At 38.9% G+C, this 16,048-nt stretch carries 11 protein-coding genes; 9 read left to right on the top strand and 2 right to left on the bottom strand.

All coding sequences use genetic code 11. The annotated features are described in order from the left end of the window. The first annotated feature begins 41 nt into the window (after positions 1-41). The 7 genes from BV902_RS20125 (at position 42) to BV902_RS20095 (ending at position 7,329) form a co-directional block, all read left to right on the top strand. A complete protein-coding gene (locus BV902_RS20125) occupies positions 42-1,043 on the top strand; it encodes an ABC transporter transmembrane domain-containing protein (RefSeq protein WP_075993472.1) in 1,002 nt (333 codons plus the stop codon). Continuing rightward, the gene (locus BV902_RS20120) at positions 1,033-2,394 is read left to right on the top strand and encodes an HlyD family secretion protein (RefSeq protein ID WP_075993471.1); all 1,362 of its coding nucleotides are present in this window, start codon (positions 1,033-1,035) and stop codon (positions 2,392-2,394) included. The genes BV902_RS20125 and BV902_RS20120 overlap by 11 nt, the downstream gene beginning before the upstream one ends. A 116-nt stretch (positions 2,395-2,510) precedes the next feature. Then, positions 2,511-3,833 carry a TolC family protein gene (locus tag BV902_RS20115; protein WP_083663685.1) on the top strand — a complete coding sequence of 441 codons (1,323 nt, stop codon included), beginning with the start codon at positions 2,511-2,513 and terminating at the stop codon, positions 3,831-3,833. A gap of 129 nt (positions 3,834-3,962) precedes the next feature. Next, positions 3,963-4,481 carry a hypothetical protein gene (locus BV902_RS20110; RefSeq protein WP_075993469.1) on the top strand — a complete coding sequence of 173 codons (519 nt, stop codon included), beginning with the start codon at positions 3,963-3,965 and terminating at the stop codon, positions 4,479-4,481. Then, on the top strand, positions 4,468-4,968 hold the full coding sequence (locus tag BV902_RS20105; RefSeq protein WP_075993468.1) for a hypothetical protein: 501 nt from the start codon (positions 4,468-4,470) through the stop codon (positions 4,966-4,968). Before BV902_RS20110 ends, BV902_RS20105 begins: the two co-directional genes overlap by 14 nt. Beyond that, positions 4,952-5,701 (top strand): YoaK family protein, encoded by a 750-nt coding sequence (locus tag BV902_RS20100; protein ID WP_075993467.1) that lies wholly within the window; start codon positions 4,952-4,954, stop codon positions 5,699-5,701. Before BV902_RS20105 ends, BV902_RS20100 begins: the two co-directional genes overlap by 17 nt. A 164-nt stretch (positions 5,702-5,865) precedes the next feature. Then, complete coding sequence (locus BV902_RS20095) at positions 5,866-7,329, top strand: glycoside hydrolase family 76 protein (protein ID WP_083663684.1); 1,464 nt, start codon at positions 5,866-5,868, stop codon at positions 7,327-7,329. Between the two features lie 52 nt (positions 7,330-7,381). Here the strand turns inward: BV902_RS20095 and BV902_RS20090 are convergent, their stop codons facing one another. Together BV902_RS20090 and BV902_RS20085 are read right to left on the bottom strand one after the other, a co-directional pair. Then, entirely contained in the window at positions 7,382-8,161 is a 780-nt protein-coding gene (locus tag BV902_RS20090) for a response regulator transcription factor (protein WP_075993465.1), read from the bottom strand. 2 nt (positions 8,162-8,163) lie between these two features. Beyond that, positions 8,164-11,319 (bottom strand): sensor histidine kinase, encoded by a 3,156-nt coding sequence (locus BV902_RS20085; RefSeq protein WP_172840714.1) that lies wholly within the window; start codon positions 11,317-11,319, stop codon positions 8,164-8,166. Positions 11,320-11,492: 173 nt separating this feature from the next. Here BV902_RS20085 and BV902_RS20080 point away from each other — a divergent pair, with 173 nt between their 5' ends. Both BV902_RS20080 and BV902_RS20075 read left to right on the top strand, forming a co-directional pair. Then, the gene (locus BV902_RS20080) at positions 11,493-12,653 is read left to right on the top strand and encodes an aldose epimerase family protein (protein WP_075994891.1); all 1,161 of its coding nucleotides are present in this window, start codon (positions 11,493-11,495) and stop codon (positions 12,651-12,653) included. 201 nt (positions 12,654-12,854) lie between these two features. Beyond that, entirely contained in the window at positions 12,855-16,046 is a 3,192-nt protein-coding gene (locus BV902_RS20075; RefSeq protein WP_083663683.1) for a SusC/RagA family TonB-linked outer membrane protein, read from the top strand. Positions 16,047-16,048 lie beyond the last annotated feature (2 nt).

The raw sequence follows: 16,048 nt of genomic DNA, 5'->3' as shown, positions 1-16,048 counted from the left end.
CTGAAATTCATCATTTATAACTTATCTTCTATCTATTTTTTATGGGGCATATACAAGGCGGACCATCACCTTTGCAACGGTTGGCTAGCTTATTACATACTGAACGGAAAACGATCAATTATATATTTATTTATGCCATCGTCATCGGTATTTTTAGTTTGACTATTCCAATAGGGATAACAGCTATCTTTAATTTTTTAAGCAATGGAGCGATGTATAGCTCTACCTATATCTTAATTGCTTTTGTGTTATTTGGCGTGATTGTGGGCGGGGTATTATTGATCGGACAATTGACCTTAGTCGAGTATTTAGAGCAGAAAATCTTTCTAAAATCGGCGGTTGAATTTTCTTATCGCCTGCCGAGAATTAAACCTAAAGAGTTACTTGGAAAAAATCTTGTGGAGTTGGTCAACCGATTTTTTGATGTTATCATTATCCAAAAGGGAATTATCAAACTTTTGATCGATATCATCGCTGCAGTGGTGACAATTTTCTTTAGCGTGGTCTTATTATCATTTTATCATCCTGCATTTCTGGCCTTTGGCCTTATTGTCATTTTTTCTGTTATTACGATACTTGTTTTATACTATAAAAGAGGGTTGAAAACAAGTATTGAAGAGTCTGAATACAAATATGAGACGGTAGCCTATTTGGAAGCTGTTGCCGGACAAATTGACCATTATCGTGCTGATGAGACGAAAATGAACGAAGTGACAAAAACAACAGATTATATTGTCAGTAAGTATTTAGGGGCGAGGAACGATCATTTTAAGGTTTTAAAGCGTTTTTTTATTGGTTCTGTCCTACTTCGCACCCTGTTGTTTGGAGCGATGCTCTTGCTTGGATCTTATTTTGTTGTTGAGCGGCAAATGACTTTTGGTCAATTTGTTGCTGCTGAAGTTGTCATCGTTCAAATTGGTTATGCCATTGAAAAACTGATGACAAATTTGAATACTATTTTTGATATGCTTACTGGAGTTGTCAAATTGGCGGCTGTAACGGATCTTGCGTTGGAGGAGGACGCTGCGGTTTATGTTGATTAATAAGGATCGTTCGAGTCAGAAAACGCTCTCATGGAGAGATCTTTCCCATGATGCGGTTGATAAGTTATTGAAAGAGCGGGGATCCCTAGTCTTGGGGCGAATTCTTGTGTTTTCTGGGATTGTTTTTGTACTAGCACTTTTTCTCCCATGGAGGCAGACAATTCCTGGAGTAGGAACGGTTACTGCTTTACGTCCACAAGATAGACCACAGACTATCCAAAATCAGATTGGTGGCCGCATTGAATATTGGGCCGTTACTGAGGGGCAGGAAGTGAAGAAAGGTGATACGATTTTAGTGCTTTCGGAGACTTCTCAATCTTATTTTGATCCCATGTTACCATTGCGGTTAGAAGAGCAATTGAATGCCAAACAAAGCGGAGAAAATGCTGCTAATCAAAAAATGAAAGCCACTGAAGCACAGATTGAAGCATTGAAAAATGGGCTTGATTTTCAGCTTGCGTCAGCTAAAAATAAGGTGATCCAAGCTCAAAATCTGGTAAAAATAGATAGTGCAGAATTGGTCGCTGTCATGAGTTTTTTTGAGACCAGTGAAAAGCGGCTCAAACGGTACGAAGAGGGCTATCGTGACGGCTTATTTTCGTTAACAGATATCGAAACAAGGCGTTTAAATCTGCAAAATGATCGAGCTAAAGTAGTAAGTGCAGATAACAAGTTGTCGAATTCAAGACAATCATTAACAAATGCCAGTATCGAATTAAACAACATCCGCGCAAAGTATAATGAATCATTGGCGAAAGCGCAGTCCGATTTAAGTTCGGCTTTTTCCTCCAAAGCCTCAGTACAAGGGGATATCGCCAAACTGAGAAATGAGATATCCAATATTGATGTACGACGGGGGTTATATGTCGTGAGGGCTCCACAAGATGGTTTTATTGTAAAAACCTTTAAGGCAGGAATTGGTGAAAATATGAAGGAGGGTGAGTCCGTTGCGACATTACAGCCTAAAAAACCACAGCTTGCCGTAGAACTTTATGTAAACGCAATGGATGTCCCACTGATTGAGCCGGAAAGTGATGTAAGGCTACAATTTGATGGCTGGCCATCGATCCAATTTTCCGGATGGCCGTCTGTCGCGGTCGGTACCTTTGCTGGAAAAGTTTCAGTCATCGATAAAGTGAGTAGTACGAATGGCCGATTTAGGATTTTGATACGTGCAACAGTTCCTGTTCCGGAAGGAGATGAACCCTGGCCTGTTCAGTTAAATCAGGGCTCAGGTGCTTATGGAAGGGTTATTTTAAATAAAGTCCCATTATGGTATGAGATATGGCGACAGTTGAATGGCTTTCCGCCGAGTTTGGAAAGAGAACCAAAAGAAAGTGAGAAAAAGTAATTGTTATATGAATAAATTGAATTTTATTTTTATCGTGTTGTGCTTTTTTTTTCTCTCCTCATCTTTCGGCTCAGGAAAAGGAGTATGGAGCAAGGAATACTTTTACCGTGGATGACATGGAAGAGCTTTTAATGGCCAATCATCCAATCGTTAAACAAGTGAATCTGCTGAGTGAAACTGCAAAAGCCCAGGTAACACAGGCTTTAGGGAAGTTTGATCCGACGTTAAATTCCAGTTTTAAAAATAAGCATTTTGGCAATACGGATTATTATAATCAGTGGAATAGTGAGCTAAAAATTCCTCTTTGGTTAGCTGGCGCAGATCTGAAAATTGCTTATGATCGAAATGTTGGTGATTATACAAACCCGCAATCCCGAACAAATAATGCAGGGCTTTCCGCAATCGGTTTAAGTATTCCATTGGGGCAAGGTTTAATCGTCGATAGCAGAAGAAATACGCTGCAGCAGGCAAAGGCTATGATCAGCTACCTCGAAGGCGAAAAGATAAAACAAATAAATGCCATTTGGTTTCAGGCACTTTCAGATTATTGGAATTGGTATTTTGCCTATCAGCAGTATCAGCTTTTATTGGAGGGTGTAAAATTGGCTGATCAACGGTTTAAAGCAATCAGTGAGCAGACGACGCTGGGAGATAAACCTGTAATTGATTCCATCGAAGCTTCGGTCGTTGTAAAAGAACGGCGGATAGAACTTTCAAAGTATGAAGTTGAACTTAAAAACGCGAAAATTGTATTGTCCAATCATCTGTGGAATGATCAACAATTTCCAGTAGAACTTCCCGATCATGCCATACCGCATAAGCTCGAAGATCCTGTTATTTTGCCAGATAATAGTGTGATCGAGGCGCTACTTGATTCGGCAAAAATTGCTCATCCCGAAATGATAAAGTTGGCGAGTAAAAATCAACAACTTCTATTTGAGGAACGTTATCGAAAAGAAATGCTTAAACCTAAATTTAATGTGTCAGGCACGCTCATTTCTAGCCGTCACGGTTTTAATGATTTTGTACCACCGCAGTATGATTTTAATTGGCAGAATTATAAAGTAGGTTTTGAATTTGCATTTCCACTTTTTATTCGCGCCGAACGTGGGAAGCTCAAAGAGGTACGGATTAAGCAAGATCAGCTGAGATTTGAACAGGTTGCGACCGAAAGAAATATTTACAATGAAGTCGTTAAAAAATATAATGATTTAAATGCTTACAGTAAACAGATTGAACTTCAATCGATCAATATAAGTAATCAGGAACTGCTTCTTCGGGGGGAATTAAATAAGTTTGAACTGGGTGAATCAACCTTGTTTGTAGTTAATAGTAGGGAAAACAAGCTGATCGAAATGCGGATCAAGCAAGAGAAGCTTGTTACGGACTACAGAAAGGCACTAGCGGAATTATATTACAAAGCCGGAACTAAATTTTAATCCCATTTTAATCTGCATCTTTTTTTTAATCTCATTTTAATATCGGTCTTAAAATTCTAATAGAAAGTTAATTCCAGATTCATTCGGTTGCCATGATGACCTATTAATTTTGTATAAAAATAATTGGATATGGCAAAGGCAATGCGTGTATTGATTCCAAGTGATTTTACGATTGATTCACTTTTTTTTGTGATTCATAGTATAGAGCAATCGAAAGCCGAAGAACTTGATATCATTCTTGTCTATGGTAATAAGAGCAGTACATCGATCAGCGAACTATTGGGAATCACATTGGATGACCAACTCAGTAATCTTCAATCGGAGGACTTTTTGAAGGCCTGCCAGATGATCTGTCATCGTTATGAAAATCGTAAGCTAAATATCTATACAGATATCATCGGCTCTGACAATCTCAATTATTTACAACATTATTTGCGCGGAGCTCGGATTGATGAAGTCAAAGTTCCCACAGATTATGAATTTGAAAAAAGAACACGGCATTTTTTCGACGTCGGACAGGCTTTGCTTCACTTGAGTAAAAGTAAACAGAAGAATGTCTCGATTGTCGCAAGACCTGGGACAAACAAAACAGGAGGAAATGTCTTGGCGGATTTATTTTTTAACAAGAAATGGGATGTTAACTATTAAGAGAAAAATATTGGCAAGGTTCAACTTCGTCTTGTTGTCCTTTTTGCTTTTAGGAGCTAGTTCAATGGTTATGTTTTATGAAAACCCCGAGCGGCTTTTAGAAGGAGAGTGGGAAGAGCAAGGTTGGTACTTTGAGAAAGTGGAGAAGTCTCCAACGTTCAAAAAACAGGCGGTTATCCATGAGGGAATAAAAGATGCTGCAATCGCTCACCTTCCACCTTTGCAGGATGGATTATGGCATTTTGAAAAAATGGGTGACAAAAATTTTATTGCCCATCATGAGGACAAACAATACAATTGGTTTTTGAAGGGACGAGGCCATATCCTTGAGCTTCGGAAAAATGATGAGCTTATAGAGAGCTTTGTCATACAAAAATTGAATAAAAACCAATTGATACTGCATCTTAACTTGGATATGCAGACGAAAGGAATCGCACGAATTGTGCTGAAAAAAGGAGGAAAGGAAAAATATGCTGAGAAAATATAGCAATCATAGAACGATTCAAGATAATATCAAATTAGGGGGAATAACTGCATTCTCTGCGGGAATGGTCAATGTCGCATCTGTCATTGTCTTTTTCTCGTTTACATCCAATGTAACAGGTTATTATGCGGTTTTTGCGCAAGAGATTGCGAAAGGAAATTGGTATCAAGGTGCAGTAGTGCTATTTTGGATTTTACTTTTTCTAGTCGGGAGTATGCTTTCGAATCTTATCATCATTCATGGTAAAGGACGTTTTAGCTCCTATCTGACACATTCCATTCCTTTGGCATTGGAAATACTGAGTATATTATTTGTCGGGATATATCTTGATGTATTTTATGAGGATTCTTTGAAAGAAACAGAGATTCTTGTAGGTGCATTGCTGTTTGCAATGGGATTACAAAATGGTTTAACAGCGAGCATATCGAATTCTGTTGTGAAAACGACACACTTGACAGGGCTAACGACAGATTTAGCAATATTGATTTCGATGTTCACTAAGGAGTCGAACCGAAGCAATAAGGCATTGGTCGACAAATTCCATTTACTGCTGAGTATCGTGGGAGCCTATGTCATGGGAGGGCTTGTGAGCGGTATTTCATTCACCTATTTATCGAATAAGACATTTTACGTGGTTTGTTTTGTTCTTTTAATCATTGGTTTGTACGACCATTACAAATTGTATCTATTGAAAAAGCAATTTGTGAATCGTCATCGTCAGCCAGTGGCAGCTTAGTTGACCGAGAAAGTTCTTGGTTAACTAAGCTAAAGGGCAAATATTTTTTAATCGCATTTCAAAAAATGCGATTTTTTTTGTCCGAAAAATGCTTATCTTCAACCTCGGTTATCACGCTCTACCAATGCGCATGAAAGACTACTTAATCAATTTAAAACCACGTCATGATCAAATTCTTTTCCATCCGGCCTTTTTGGGCACTCTCTCTAATTTCTCTGTCAGTATCACCGCTCTGTGTAAAACAGGTTTGTGCGCAAGAATTGCACAGCCAAAGATCAGTACATGATCAACATAAAAACCAACAGAATCTTTTACGAGCAATTCAGTTAATTGATCGATCAATGGAAGTTTATTTCTCCGGTGACGATTTCAAAATGCATCGTTTTTATAATCCATTTACGCAGGCTAGATCGGAAGAAAAAGCGAGTGTATGGATGTACTCTGCGTCCATAGAAGCTGTAAACGCTGTGTTGAGCGGCTTGAAAAAGCAACAAAAGGCGGGTAATAGCGAGCTTTACGGAAAGTATTACTCCCGCTATGTGGATTTATTGGCTAAGCTTCATGCAAATGCAGCTTATTATTTAGGGACATTTACGCTAACATCTTTTACACAACATAAAGAATGGACGGTGTATGCTGTCGATCGCGTCCGAGAAAAAGGAAAAGCAAATGTAACGGGAGTACTGAATGTCTATGATGATCAGATGTGGCTAGTACGGGAATTATTGGAAGCTTATCATTTGACTGGGCAAGAACGCTATTTGCAAGAAGCTGAGTACCTTACTGCCTATGTTCTTGATGGTTGGGATTGTACTTTGGATGAGAAAGGGAAAGAGCATGGTGGAATCCCATGGGGCCCAGGATATGTAACTAAGCATGCCTGTAGTAATGCACCGATTATTAGTCCGCTTGTTGCATTGTATGAAATCTATAAAAAGAAAGGAGATCAAATCGTTGCGCATTCCATTGATCCGAAAGATAAACTAACTCGTATTTCAGAAAAAGAGAAGAAGAGCGATTTTTATCTCCGTTATGCTAAAAGGATTTATGACTGGCAAAAGGCATATCTTCTTAATGAAAAGGGTGTTTATGCGGATATGATGGGTGATTGTTTTCCAGATTGTTCGATCGCTTATGAAACGGTCAACGGTGTACAATACCGAAAAAATACCGAGCTCAGAAAAGCGGTCGGCACTGCATTTTCCTATAACAGTGGAACGATGATTTCTGGAGCCGCCGACTTATATCGTGTTACGAAAGCAAAAAGCTATTTAGAAGATGGCAAGAAACTGGCCGATGCGACTTTTACTTATTTTGGAAAGTTAGGGCAGCAGATTCCTGAGCACTATACCTATGCGACAGATGGTTTTAATAATTGGTTTAACGGCGTGTTGTTAAGAGGATATACCGCTATATTTCCCAATTATAGCAAGGCTGGACTGTATGCAAAATCTTTTCAGGATAACTTGGATTACGGCTATACCCACTTCTTGAAAGATGGATTTCTGCCGAATGACTTGCTTGGAGGCTGGGCAAATGATAAAAGTAAGAATGATTTGGAAGGAATGTTTATGTTCACTTATGCAGCACAGTATGCAACACTTGCCCAAGTTGAATCAACAAAATAGGTGCACGCTTGGACGGACACCTATTTTTATTCAGATATGATTATTTGCTCGGTTAAGATTTAGATAAAGCAGTTTGAGCGTCCTGAAATTCGGTAGGACTTTGGCCAAACTGCTTTTGAAAATTACGTGAGAAATGAGTAGCGGAACTGTAGCCCAATAAATTAGAAATTTCGTAAACTTTATATTGTTTTTGAATAAGCAGTTCTGCTGCTTTTCTGAGCCGAGTTAAATTAATCAGTTCATTGGGTGATAGGCTGGATACCACATTGATTTTGCGATAGAGTGTAGGTCTGCTCATGCAGAGAATATCGGCCATTCTATCGACATTAAACTGGGGATCATCGAGATGTTGCATAATGATTTCTTCAATCTTCAGCAAGAACTCTTGTTCACTTTGATTTTGCCCGATCTGTTGGATTTGTGACATCGGATTTTTAATAAAAAACTCCTTGACCTTAACTCTATTCTTTAATAAACTGGCTATTTGTGCTCTTAAAAAAGCGGGCGAAAAAGGTTTTTCAATGTAAGCGTCGGCACCAAATTCTAAACCCTGAATTTTTGATTCAATACTATTTTTTGCTGTCAAAAGTATAACTGGAATATGTGCATAAGCGATATCCTCCTTAATTTTTTGACAGAGCTCAAAACCATCCATTTCTGGCATCATTACATCACTTACGATCAGATCGAAATATTCAGAGGCTAATAAATCTAGGGCTTCCCTTCCATTAGAACTCGTCGTTATCTGATAATCCTCATTGAGATCATCCGCAATAAATTCAAGCAGTTCAGTATGATCATCTACTAATAATAAATTGGATTTGGCATTCATAATTATGGGTTTGTATTGTGATTCAAAGGTAACGTCAAGCTAAATACGTTCAATTGGAGGTCGTTTGTACTATATAACAAGGTACCTTGGTGTTTTAAGGTTAGGGATCTTGTCAATGCCAAGCCTAGACCACTTCCGGGAACATTCTTATTTTGCTTTAAACGATTGAATGGTTCAAAAATTCTTTCCCTTTCTTCTGAAGGAATTAAAGCTCCGTCGTTTTTCACGGTCAATATAAAGATATTTTTCTGTTTATCCATATTCAAATTCACTTCAATATAGGATGAGGAATATTTAAGGGCATTATTCAATAAGTTGTAACAAATCTTGTCGAATGCGTCGATATCGACTTGACCTATAATATCCGGCATAATGTGTGACACAATCTGCTTTCCCTGTGCCTGGAGTGTGACCGTAAAATTGTTGATGATTTCCTGAACCGTTTGGCTTATGTTTTCTGACTCAAAGTGTAATTTGAATCCTTCCGTTTCAACCTGTCTAAAATCCAGTAATTGGTTACTAAGCGCAATCAACTTCTCCGTATTGTTCTGCATGGTCAATAATAGCTTGTCTGTTACAGGATTGTGATCTACCTTATCCATAAGCTTCTCTAAGGGGGCTTTGATCAATGTCAACGGTGTGCGTATTTCATGGGCAACATCGGTGTAAAAATTGATTTTTGAACGGTAGAGTTCTTGCTCACGTAGATTTTGTACGGTTAGAAGGTGTTGTCGATTGCGTTGCTTGATCTTTTCATTGAAATGATGAATCACAAATACAATGAGCCCCATAAGGATTAGTGCGTAGCAAACAAAAGCTGGTATACTTGCCCAAATAGGAGGAAGAATCGTGATTTTAAGACTAGCAAAGGTGGGTATTGTGTTACCATTTGGATCCTCCGCTTTTACGGTAAAAACGTAATTACCGGGAGCTAACTTGGTGAAATAAGCGCGTTGATTGCTTGTAATGTCTATCCAATTGTCGTCAAGACCATCCATTTTATAACTATAGTGAATAGAATGGGGGGCTTGGTAGTGTAATGCCGCAAAATCAAGACTGAAGGATGATTCGTCGTGTTTTAGTTTGATATTTTTTGTGAATAAGATTGATTTGGATAAAATACTTGCATCGGTATATTGATTGATCGCTCTATTGTTGATGTAAAAATTAGTGATATAAATCGGTATTTGATTCTTATAGTTAATTTGGTTTAGTTTTTCCGGATTGAAACGTATAAGGCCATTGATGGTACCGAAATAGAAGTTCCCATTGTCGTCATCAAAAGATGAATTGTAATTGAACTGAATCGTCGGTAGGCCTGACTCCAAGTTGAAGATCCGTTTTCTGCCATTGGGCAGATGATAGCGTACCAGCCCTTTAGAGGTACTTACCCAGAGATTCTGTTGTTTGTCTTCTAAAAATGCGAGCGTTACGTTACTGGGCATTCCTTCTTCCAGGCCAATGTTTTCAAAACTGTCCTGATTTGATTTCTTCTTAGCCATTCCACCTTCAGTGGCGATCCAAATTTGATTTTTTGAATCCTCAAATAGACTATTGACCCTATTGTTAGGCAAAGAATTGGGGTCATTCTGATGATGTGTATAATGTTTGAAATAACGTGTGGTCGGATTATAGCAAAATAGCCCATCGCGCCATGTACCTAGCCAGATATTTCCCTCTTTATCTTCCAAAATAGTCGTGTAAAACATGTATTCGGGGACATTATCAATGAGGTGAAAGGACTTTTTTTCAAAGTTAAACCGGTATAAGCCACGAGTTGATGCAGCTATAATGTCTCCTTTTCGAGTTTTATAGAGATAAAATAGAAAATTGCTTTGTAGATCAGAAGGGGTTGCATTGTTATTGCGATCGATGTGATAAATGACTTTTTGAAGCTTTGGCGAAAATATGTCCAGGCCATTGACGAAGGTGCCGATCAGTAGTTTATCACCAATAGGAAGAACGCCATGGATATTATTGTTTGCCAGATTCCCCTGCTTATCGGAAAAGTTTTGGATATTACCCGACTTAGGGTCCAGTTTAGATAGTCCTCCATTTTCGGTGCCTATCCATATATTCTGATCGATATCTTTTTTGATAATGCGTACAACAGAGCCTTTTAGGCCCCCGGGGCGATCTTGTGGGAGGAATTTTTCGATGATACTATTGTTCTTATGATAATAGTTGATCCCACCAAAATAGGTTCCCAGCCAAATACCCTCATCCTTATCCTGTAGGATGTTATAAATGGCATTGTCAGATATGCCCCAAGGGTTTTCTTGTTCTTTCTGAATGTTGATGTAACGTCGGCTAGCAATTTGATAAATGAAGAGGCCCGACTCCGTTGCAAACCAATATTCATGATCATTTGGCTGTATAATATCTCTGACATAGAGAAATTGATGCAGTTGATCTGGTCCAAGGATAGACTTAAGGGATTTATCTCGAAAGCGATAGCTATAAACACCAGTTTTTGAAGTACCAATCAATAAGTCTCCGTCGCGGTTTTCCATTATTTTCTCAATACTAAACCAATCCTTAGCACCATATTTTGCTTGAAAGTCAAGCATGAGTACGGGTTTTCCGGAAGGACCTATTTGGAAGATTTTGCCTTCAGGAGTTCCAAAAAATACCGCTCCATTTTTTGTGCAGCTGATGGACGTAATGTAGAGATCTGATTTTGTAAATTGTTGAATTGCATGACTAACTAAATCATGGCAATAGAGCATTCCATTTGATATAAACCAGATCCTTTTGCGTTGATCGGTAATAATAACAGGGACGTCCGCATTTTCAAATTGTTTACTCAGCAGTCTAAATTGTTCATCGACGGGGTTGTAACAATAGATTCCCTGATCTGTACCAATCCAAATTCTCTTTCGAAAATCTTCTTTCAATGAAATGATATTATTGCCCCCCAAACTATTTTTTCCAGATTTTGATGCATCAAAATGTTTGAAATTATTACCATCAAAACGATTTAACCCATCTTTTGTACCGAACCAAAGAAAGCCCTGACTATCTTGCATACTACAAATGACAGCATTGTTAGACAATCCTTCATTGATTTGATAATGATTGAAATAATAGGGCTGTGCATGGAGCAACGCGGGGAGCAACAGAAAAAATAGAAGACGTAAAGGCTTTAGGTTGATCATGATCATTTGGTTATTGATACAAAATAGTGCTAAAATGAAACAATTTAATCTTAAAATTTCTGAAAAATTTAAGACTTTAGCTTATATATTGTAAGCGTTAAAATTATAAAAAATCTAGAAAAGGACGTATGTTCTATCTAAACAAAGATTATAAACCATTTAAAATATTACGAATGAGAGGAAAATTGACCTTGCTTGGTCTTTCTGCAATGCTGGCATTTTGTGTGTCTTGTCAGCAATCGACTGGTTCCAAAACTTCAAAAGCAGATTCTTTATCGGCCTACATGGATACCGCACAGTTCAGCGGAACTATTGATCAAAAACAGGCTTATCTATATGAACTGAGCAATAAAAATGGCGTACAAGCTTATTTTACCAATTTTGGTGCACGTTTAGTGGGATTATGGGTGCCTGACAATAAGGGGGAGTTATGCGATGTTGTTTTGGGTTTTTCTAAAGCGGCTGATTATAATAATCCCAAAGAACCATTTTTTGGTACTATTGTAGGGCCTTTTGGTAATCGGATTGCTAAGGGAAAATTTAAGTTGGATGATAAAACCTATACATTGGCGGTAAATAACGGTCCTAATACACTGCATGGAGGTTTTAAAGGTGTGCATTTTGCCAATTGGACCTTAAAATCGTCAGATAAATCGTCTCTTACTTTTGCTTACACCTTACCTGATGGACACGAGGGTTTTCCAGGAAACATCCAGATGGAAGTGACTTATACGCTTAACGATAATAATGAATTGATGATTGCCTATCGTGCTACTTCCGATAAAAAGACGGTGATCAATTTGACCAACCATGCTTACTTTAATTTAAATGGTGAGGGAAGCGGTACAATTCTGGATCATCAGCTTCAATTGTTTGCTAATGAATACACACCAGTGGATAGTACACTAATACCAACAGGGCAATTAGCACCGGTAAAGGGAACAGCTTTTGATTTTACAACCTTGAAACCAATAGGAAAAGATATTAATGCCAATGATCAGCAACTGAGCTTTGGAAAGGGCTATGATCACAACTTTGTCTTAAGCAAGGAGAAAGATGGCGATTGGTACAAAGCAGCCCATGTGATTGGAGATAAATCGGGTATTGTTATGGATATTCTGACTGCAGAACCTGGAATACAATTTTATAGCGGTAATTTTATGAATGAACAAGTGCAATTGAAGAACGGGAAAAAAGACTCCTTTCGTACCGCCTTTTGCCTCGAACCGCAGCATTTTCCGGATGCCCCAAATCAGCTCAATTTTCCAACAACCGTCCTAAACCCCGGGCAAGTTTATCAAACGAAATCCCTGTATCGTTTTTCGGTAAAATAATACATATTTAATAATGATTGGTTTGAAAGTACACCACTGAAAAGAGGTGTACTTTCTCTTTTTAATAGACCTTAAAACGTTTTAGGTCTATTTTATTTCTTTGATACAAATAGGCAGTTTTTTGAGAAAAAACGAAAGTCTGTACGATTGAATATATCTTAATTTTGGACAAATCAATTATACAAACTAATCAATCTAGGTATGTTTAAGGGTCTTAAATGTCTGCCAATATCTGCTACATTGCTCTGCTGTGCGAGCAGTTTTATCCCCTTAGCAAAGGGAGCTAATTTAATTCCAGTTTCTCCAGGGGGGATCGAGTTGCAAAAAGCAATAAAAGGGGTTGTTAAGGATAAGGATGGCAATCCTATTGTAGGAGCGACGGTCGCATTGAAATCCAAACCCAATATTGCAGTCTCAACAGATGCCAAAGGTAATTTTAACTTGACAGGTGTCAATGCCGGTGAACTTTTGACCATAAGATCTGTAGGCTACCTTTCCAAAGAAGTGATGGCAATCGCTGACTTGGCAATCACTTTGGAAGATGAAAATTCGCGCATTGATGAAGTGGTCGTTGTAGGTTACGGTACGCAGAAGAAAGAATCCGTTACCGGTGCAATCACCGCAATTTCTTCTCAGGATATCTCCAGATCTGTTGCTACAACAACGTCTGGAGCCTTAGTAGGGAAGATCGCCGGTGTTAACAGCAGGATGTCGGATGGGCGTCCTGGAGCTCCAACAGGAATTAGTATCCGCAATATGGGGACACCCTTATATGTGATCGACGGTGTTCAAAAGGATGAAGGGCAGTTCAATAATTTAGATTTCAATGATATTGAATCGGTTTCGGTATTAAAGGATGCGTCTGCTGCTATTTATGGTGTGCGTGCTGCCAACGGCGTTGTTGTGGTGACGACAAAGAAGGGGAAGCGTGGCGATAATAATACCTTTAATATCAATTCATATTATGGCTGGCAGAGTATGTTTCGTTTTCCCAAGCCAGCCGATGCCAGTACTTATATCAAAAGCTATATTCAGTCTGATGCTATTCTCGGAACTGAACATCCACAATATACGTTGGCAGATCTCGAAAAATGGCAACAAGGTACCGAGAAGGGATATCGTCCTTTTGATTGGTATGATTATATTCTCAAAACTAGCCCACAAACTTATATCTCGGGTAATGTCAGTGGTGGGTCCGAAAAAATTAATTATTACCTGAGTGTAGGGCATCTGGACCAGCAGTCCATCATTCGTAATTACGGCGGCTTCAATCGTACCAATGTGCAGATGAATATTGACGCGAACGTATCAAAACGATTAAAGATTGGTGCTAATTTGAATGGGCGGATCGAACAGCGCAAACAACCGGGCGTACCTGGTGCTGACGATACTTGGCAGGCTTTATTTGCGATATATCGCAACCTGCCTACTGCACGGCCTTTTGCCAACGACAATCCTTTATATCCAACGCAGACATCGCCCAATGCGGAAACTAACTTTGCGATGCTGAATTATGATCTGTCCGGTACTTATCAGGAAAAATGGCGGGTGATGCAGTTAAATTTTAATGCGGAATATAAGATCACAAATGATTTGATCGCTAAGGGAACAGTAGGCTATTATTTGGCTAATAAATGGATGGATAATCAGGAGTTTACCTATAAACTATATGGCTACGATGAGAAGACAGATACGTACCCGGTAACTTTTAGCATGGACAACCCTTGGCGGGAGAGATCTATTTCGCAGGTTGAAGAAATCTCAACCCAATTTACCTTAAATTATAACAAGCGATTCGGCAAACATGGAATCAATGCTGTGCTTGCTGCGGAGTCCATAAAAAGGGATAATCCAGATGTTTATGTACACGATCGTCCAGCCTCTAATGCCTTGAGTTTGATCTATTTTCAGACGATGGACACCTACAATGATACTGGAGTGAATACCCAGGCGAGAGCCGGTTTTGCAGGGCGGGTCAATTATGATTATGACCAGAAGTATCTTTTGGAGCTTTCTTCGCGCTATGACGGTTCATGGAAATTCGCGCCAGGAAGCCGATGGGGATTTTTCCCTTCGGTATCTGCAGGCTGGCGTGTTTCATCTGAAAAGTTCTGGTCTGAAGGTATGAGAAAGGTATTTGACGATGTGAAGTTAAGGGGATCTTACGGTGTATTGGGCGATGATAATTTGGATGCCTGGGAATATTTTGCTTTTGGTTATCTAAGTGGATATAATTATTTCCGAAAACCAGTCCGTGATGGCTATCAAAATATCGTCGGTTCAACAATTGACGGGAAGTATGTTATCGGTTCTCAAGCACGTGGCCTTCCCGTTAAAACGCTTTCTTGGATTCAGGCCCATATGCTAAATGTTGGTTTGGACTTTAGTACACTAAAAGGTAAATTAACAGGTTCGGTAGATGTCTTCCGTCGAAAAAGAACAGGACTGCCTGCCAAGCGAGAAGATGTATTGATACCGAATGAAGTAGGCTTTAGTTTACCTTATGAAAATCTGAATTCGGATATTCATCAAGGTATCGATGGATCATTAATGTGGCGGAGTAGCGTCAATGGATTTAACTATTTCGTAGGCGGTAATTTCACTTTCGCACGGCAAACTGACGGCGAACAATATAAACCACGTTTTGGAAACTCTTTGGATCAATATCGAAAATCGATCTATGACCGTTATGCCTTTCTCAATTGGGGATTACATTCCATTGGACAATTCCAGTCGTGGGAAGAAATTGCCAATTATGATATAGACAATGACCGTAAAGGTAACTCATCATTACGGCCGGGTGATATTAAGTATGAAGATATTAATGGCGATAAAGTGATCAACGAGCTGGATGAACGGCCAATCGGATATCGACAAGGCGGTCTTCCTTATTTCAATTACGGAATTAACCTTGGCGGCCAATTTAAGGGATTTGATTTGGCAATGGATTTCACCGGAGCAGCTTTTGCTTCTTTTAATCCCAGTTATGAAGCTGTTTTCCCTTTCCATGATGGTGGCAACAATCCGCAATACTATATGGAAAACCAGTGGATGCTGAGCGATATTACGGATCCAAATAGTGCCTTGATCCCAGGAAAGTACCCTACATTAATTAAAGGAAATAGAGATCATAGTAATTATTGGCATAGCGACTTCTGGCTTACCAATGTCAACTATTTGAAATTAAGAAACCTGCAGATCGGATATACTTTACCGGAGAAATGGATGAAACCTCGAGGAATTCAGAAATTGAGGATATATACCATGATGCAGAATCTGTTTAGCATAGATAATTTGGGTGATATGAAGATCGATCCAGAAATCACAAGTGATTCGGGCGTTCAGTACCCAACAAACAAAGTTATAAACGTTGGTGTTACCTTAACTTTTTAATA

This window comes from Sphingobacterium sp. B29 (genome assembly GCF_001952815.1).
GTDB lineage: Bacteria > Bacteroidota > Bacteroidia > Sphingobacteriales > Sphingobacteriaceae > Sphingobacterium > Sphingobacterium siyangense.
Note: the sequence above shows the minus strand (reverse complement) of the source record. Positions and strands in the feature narration are given on the sequence as shown.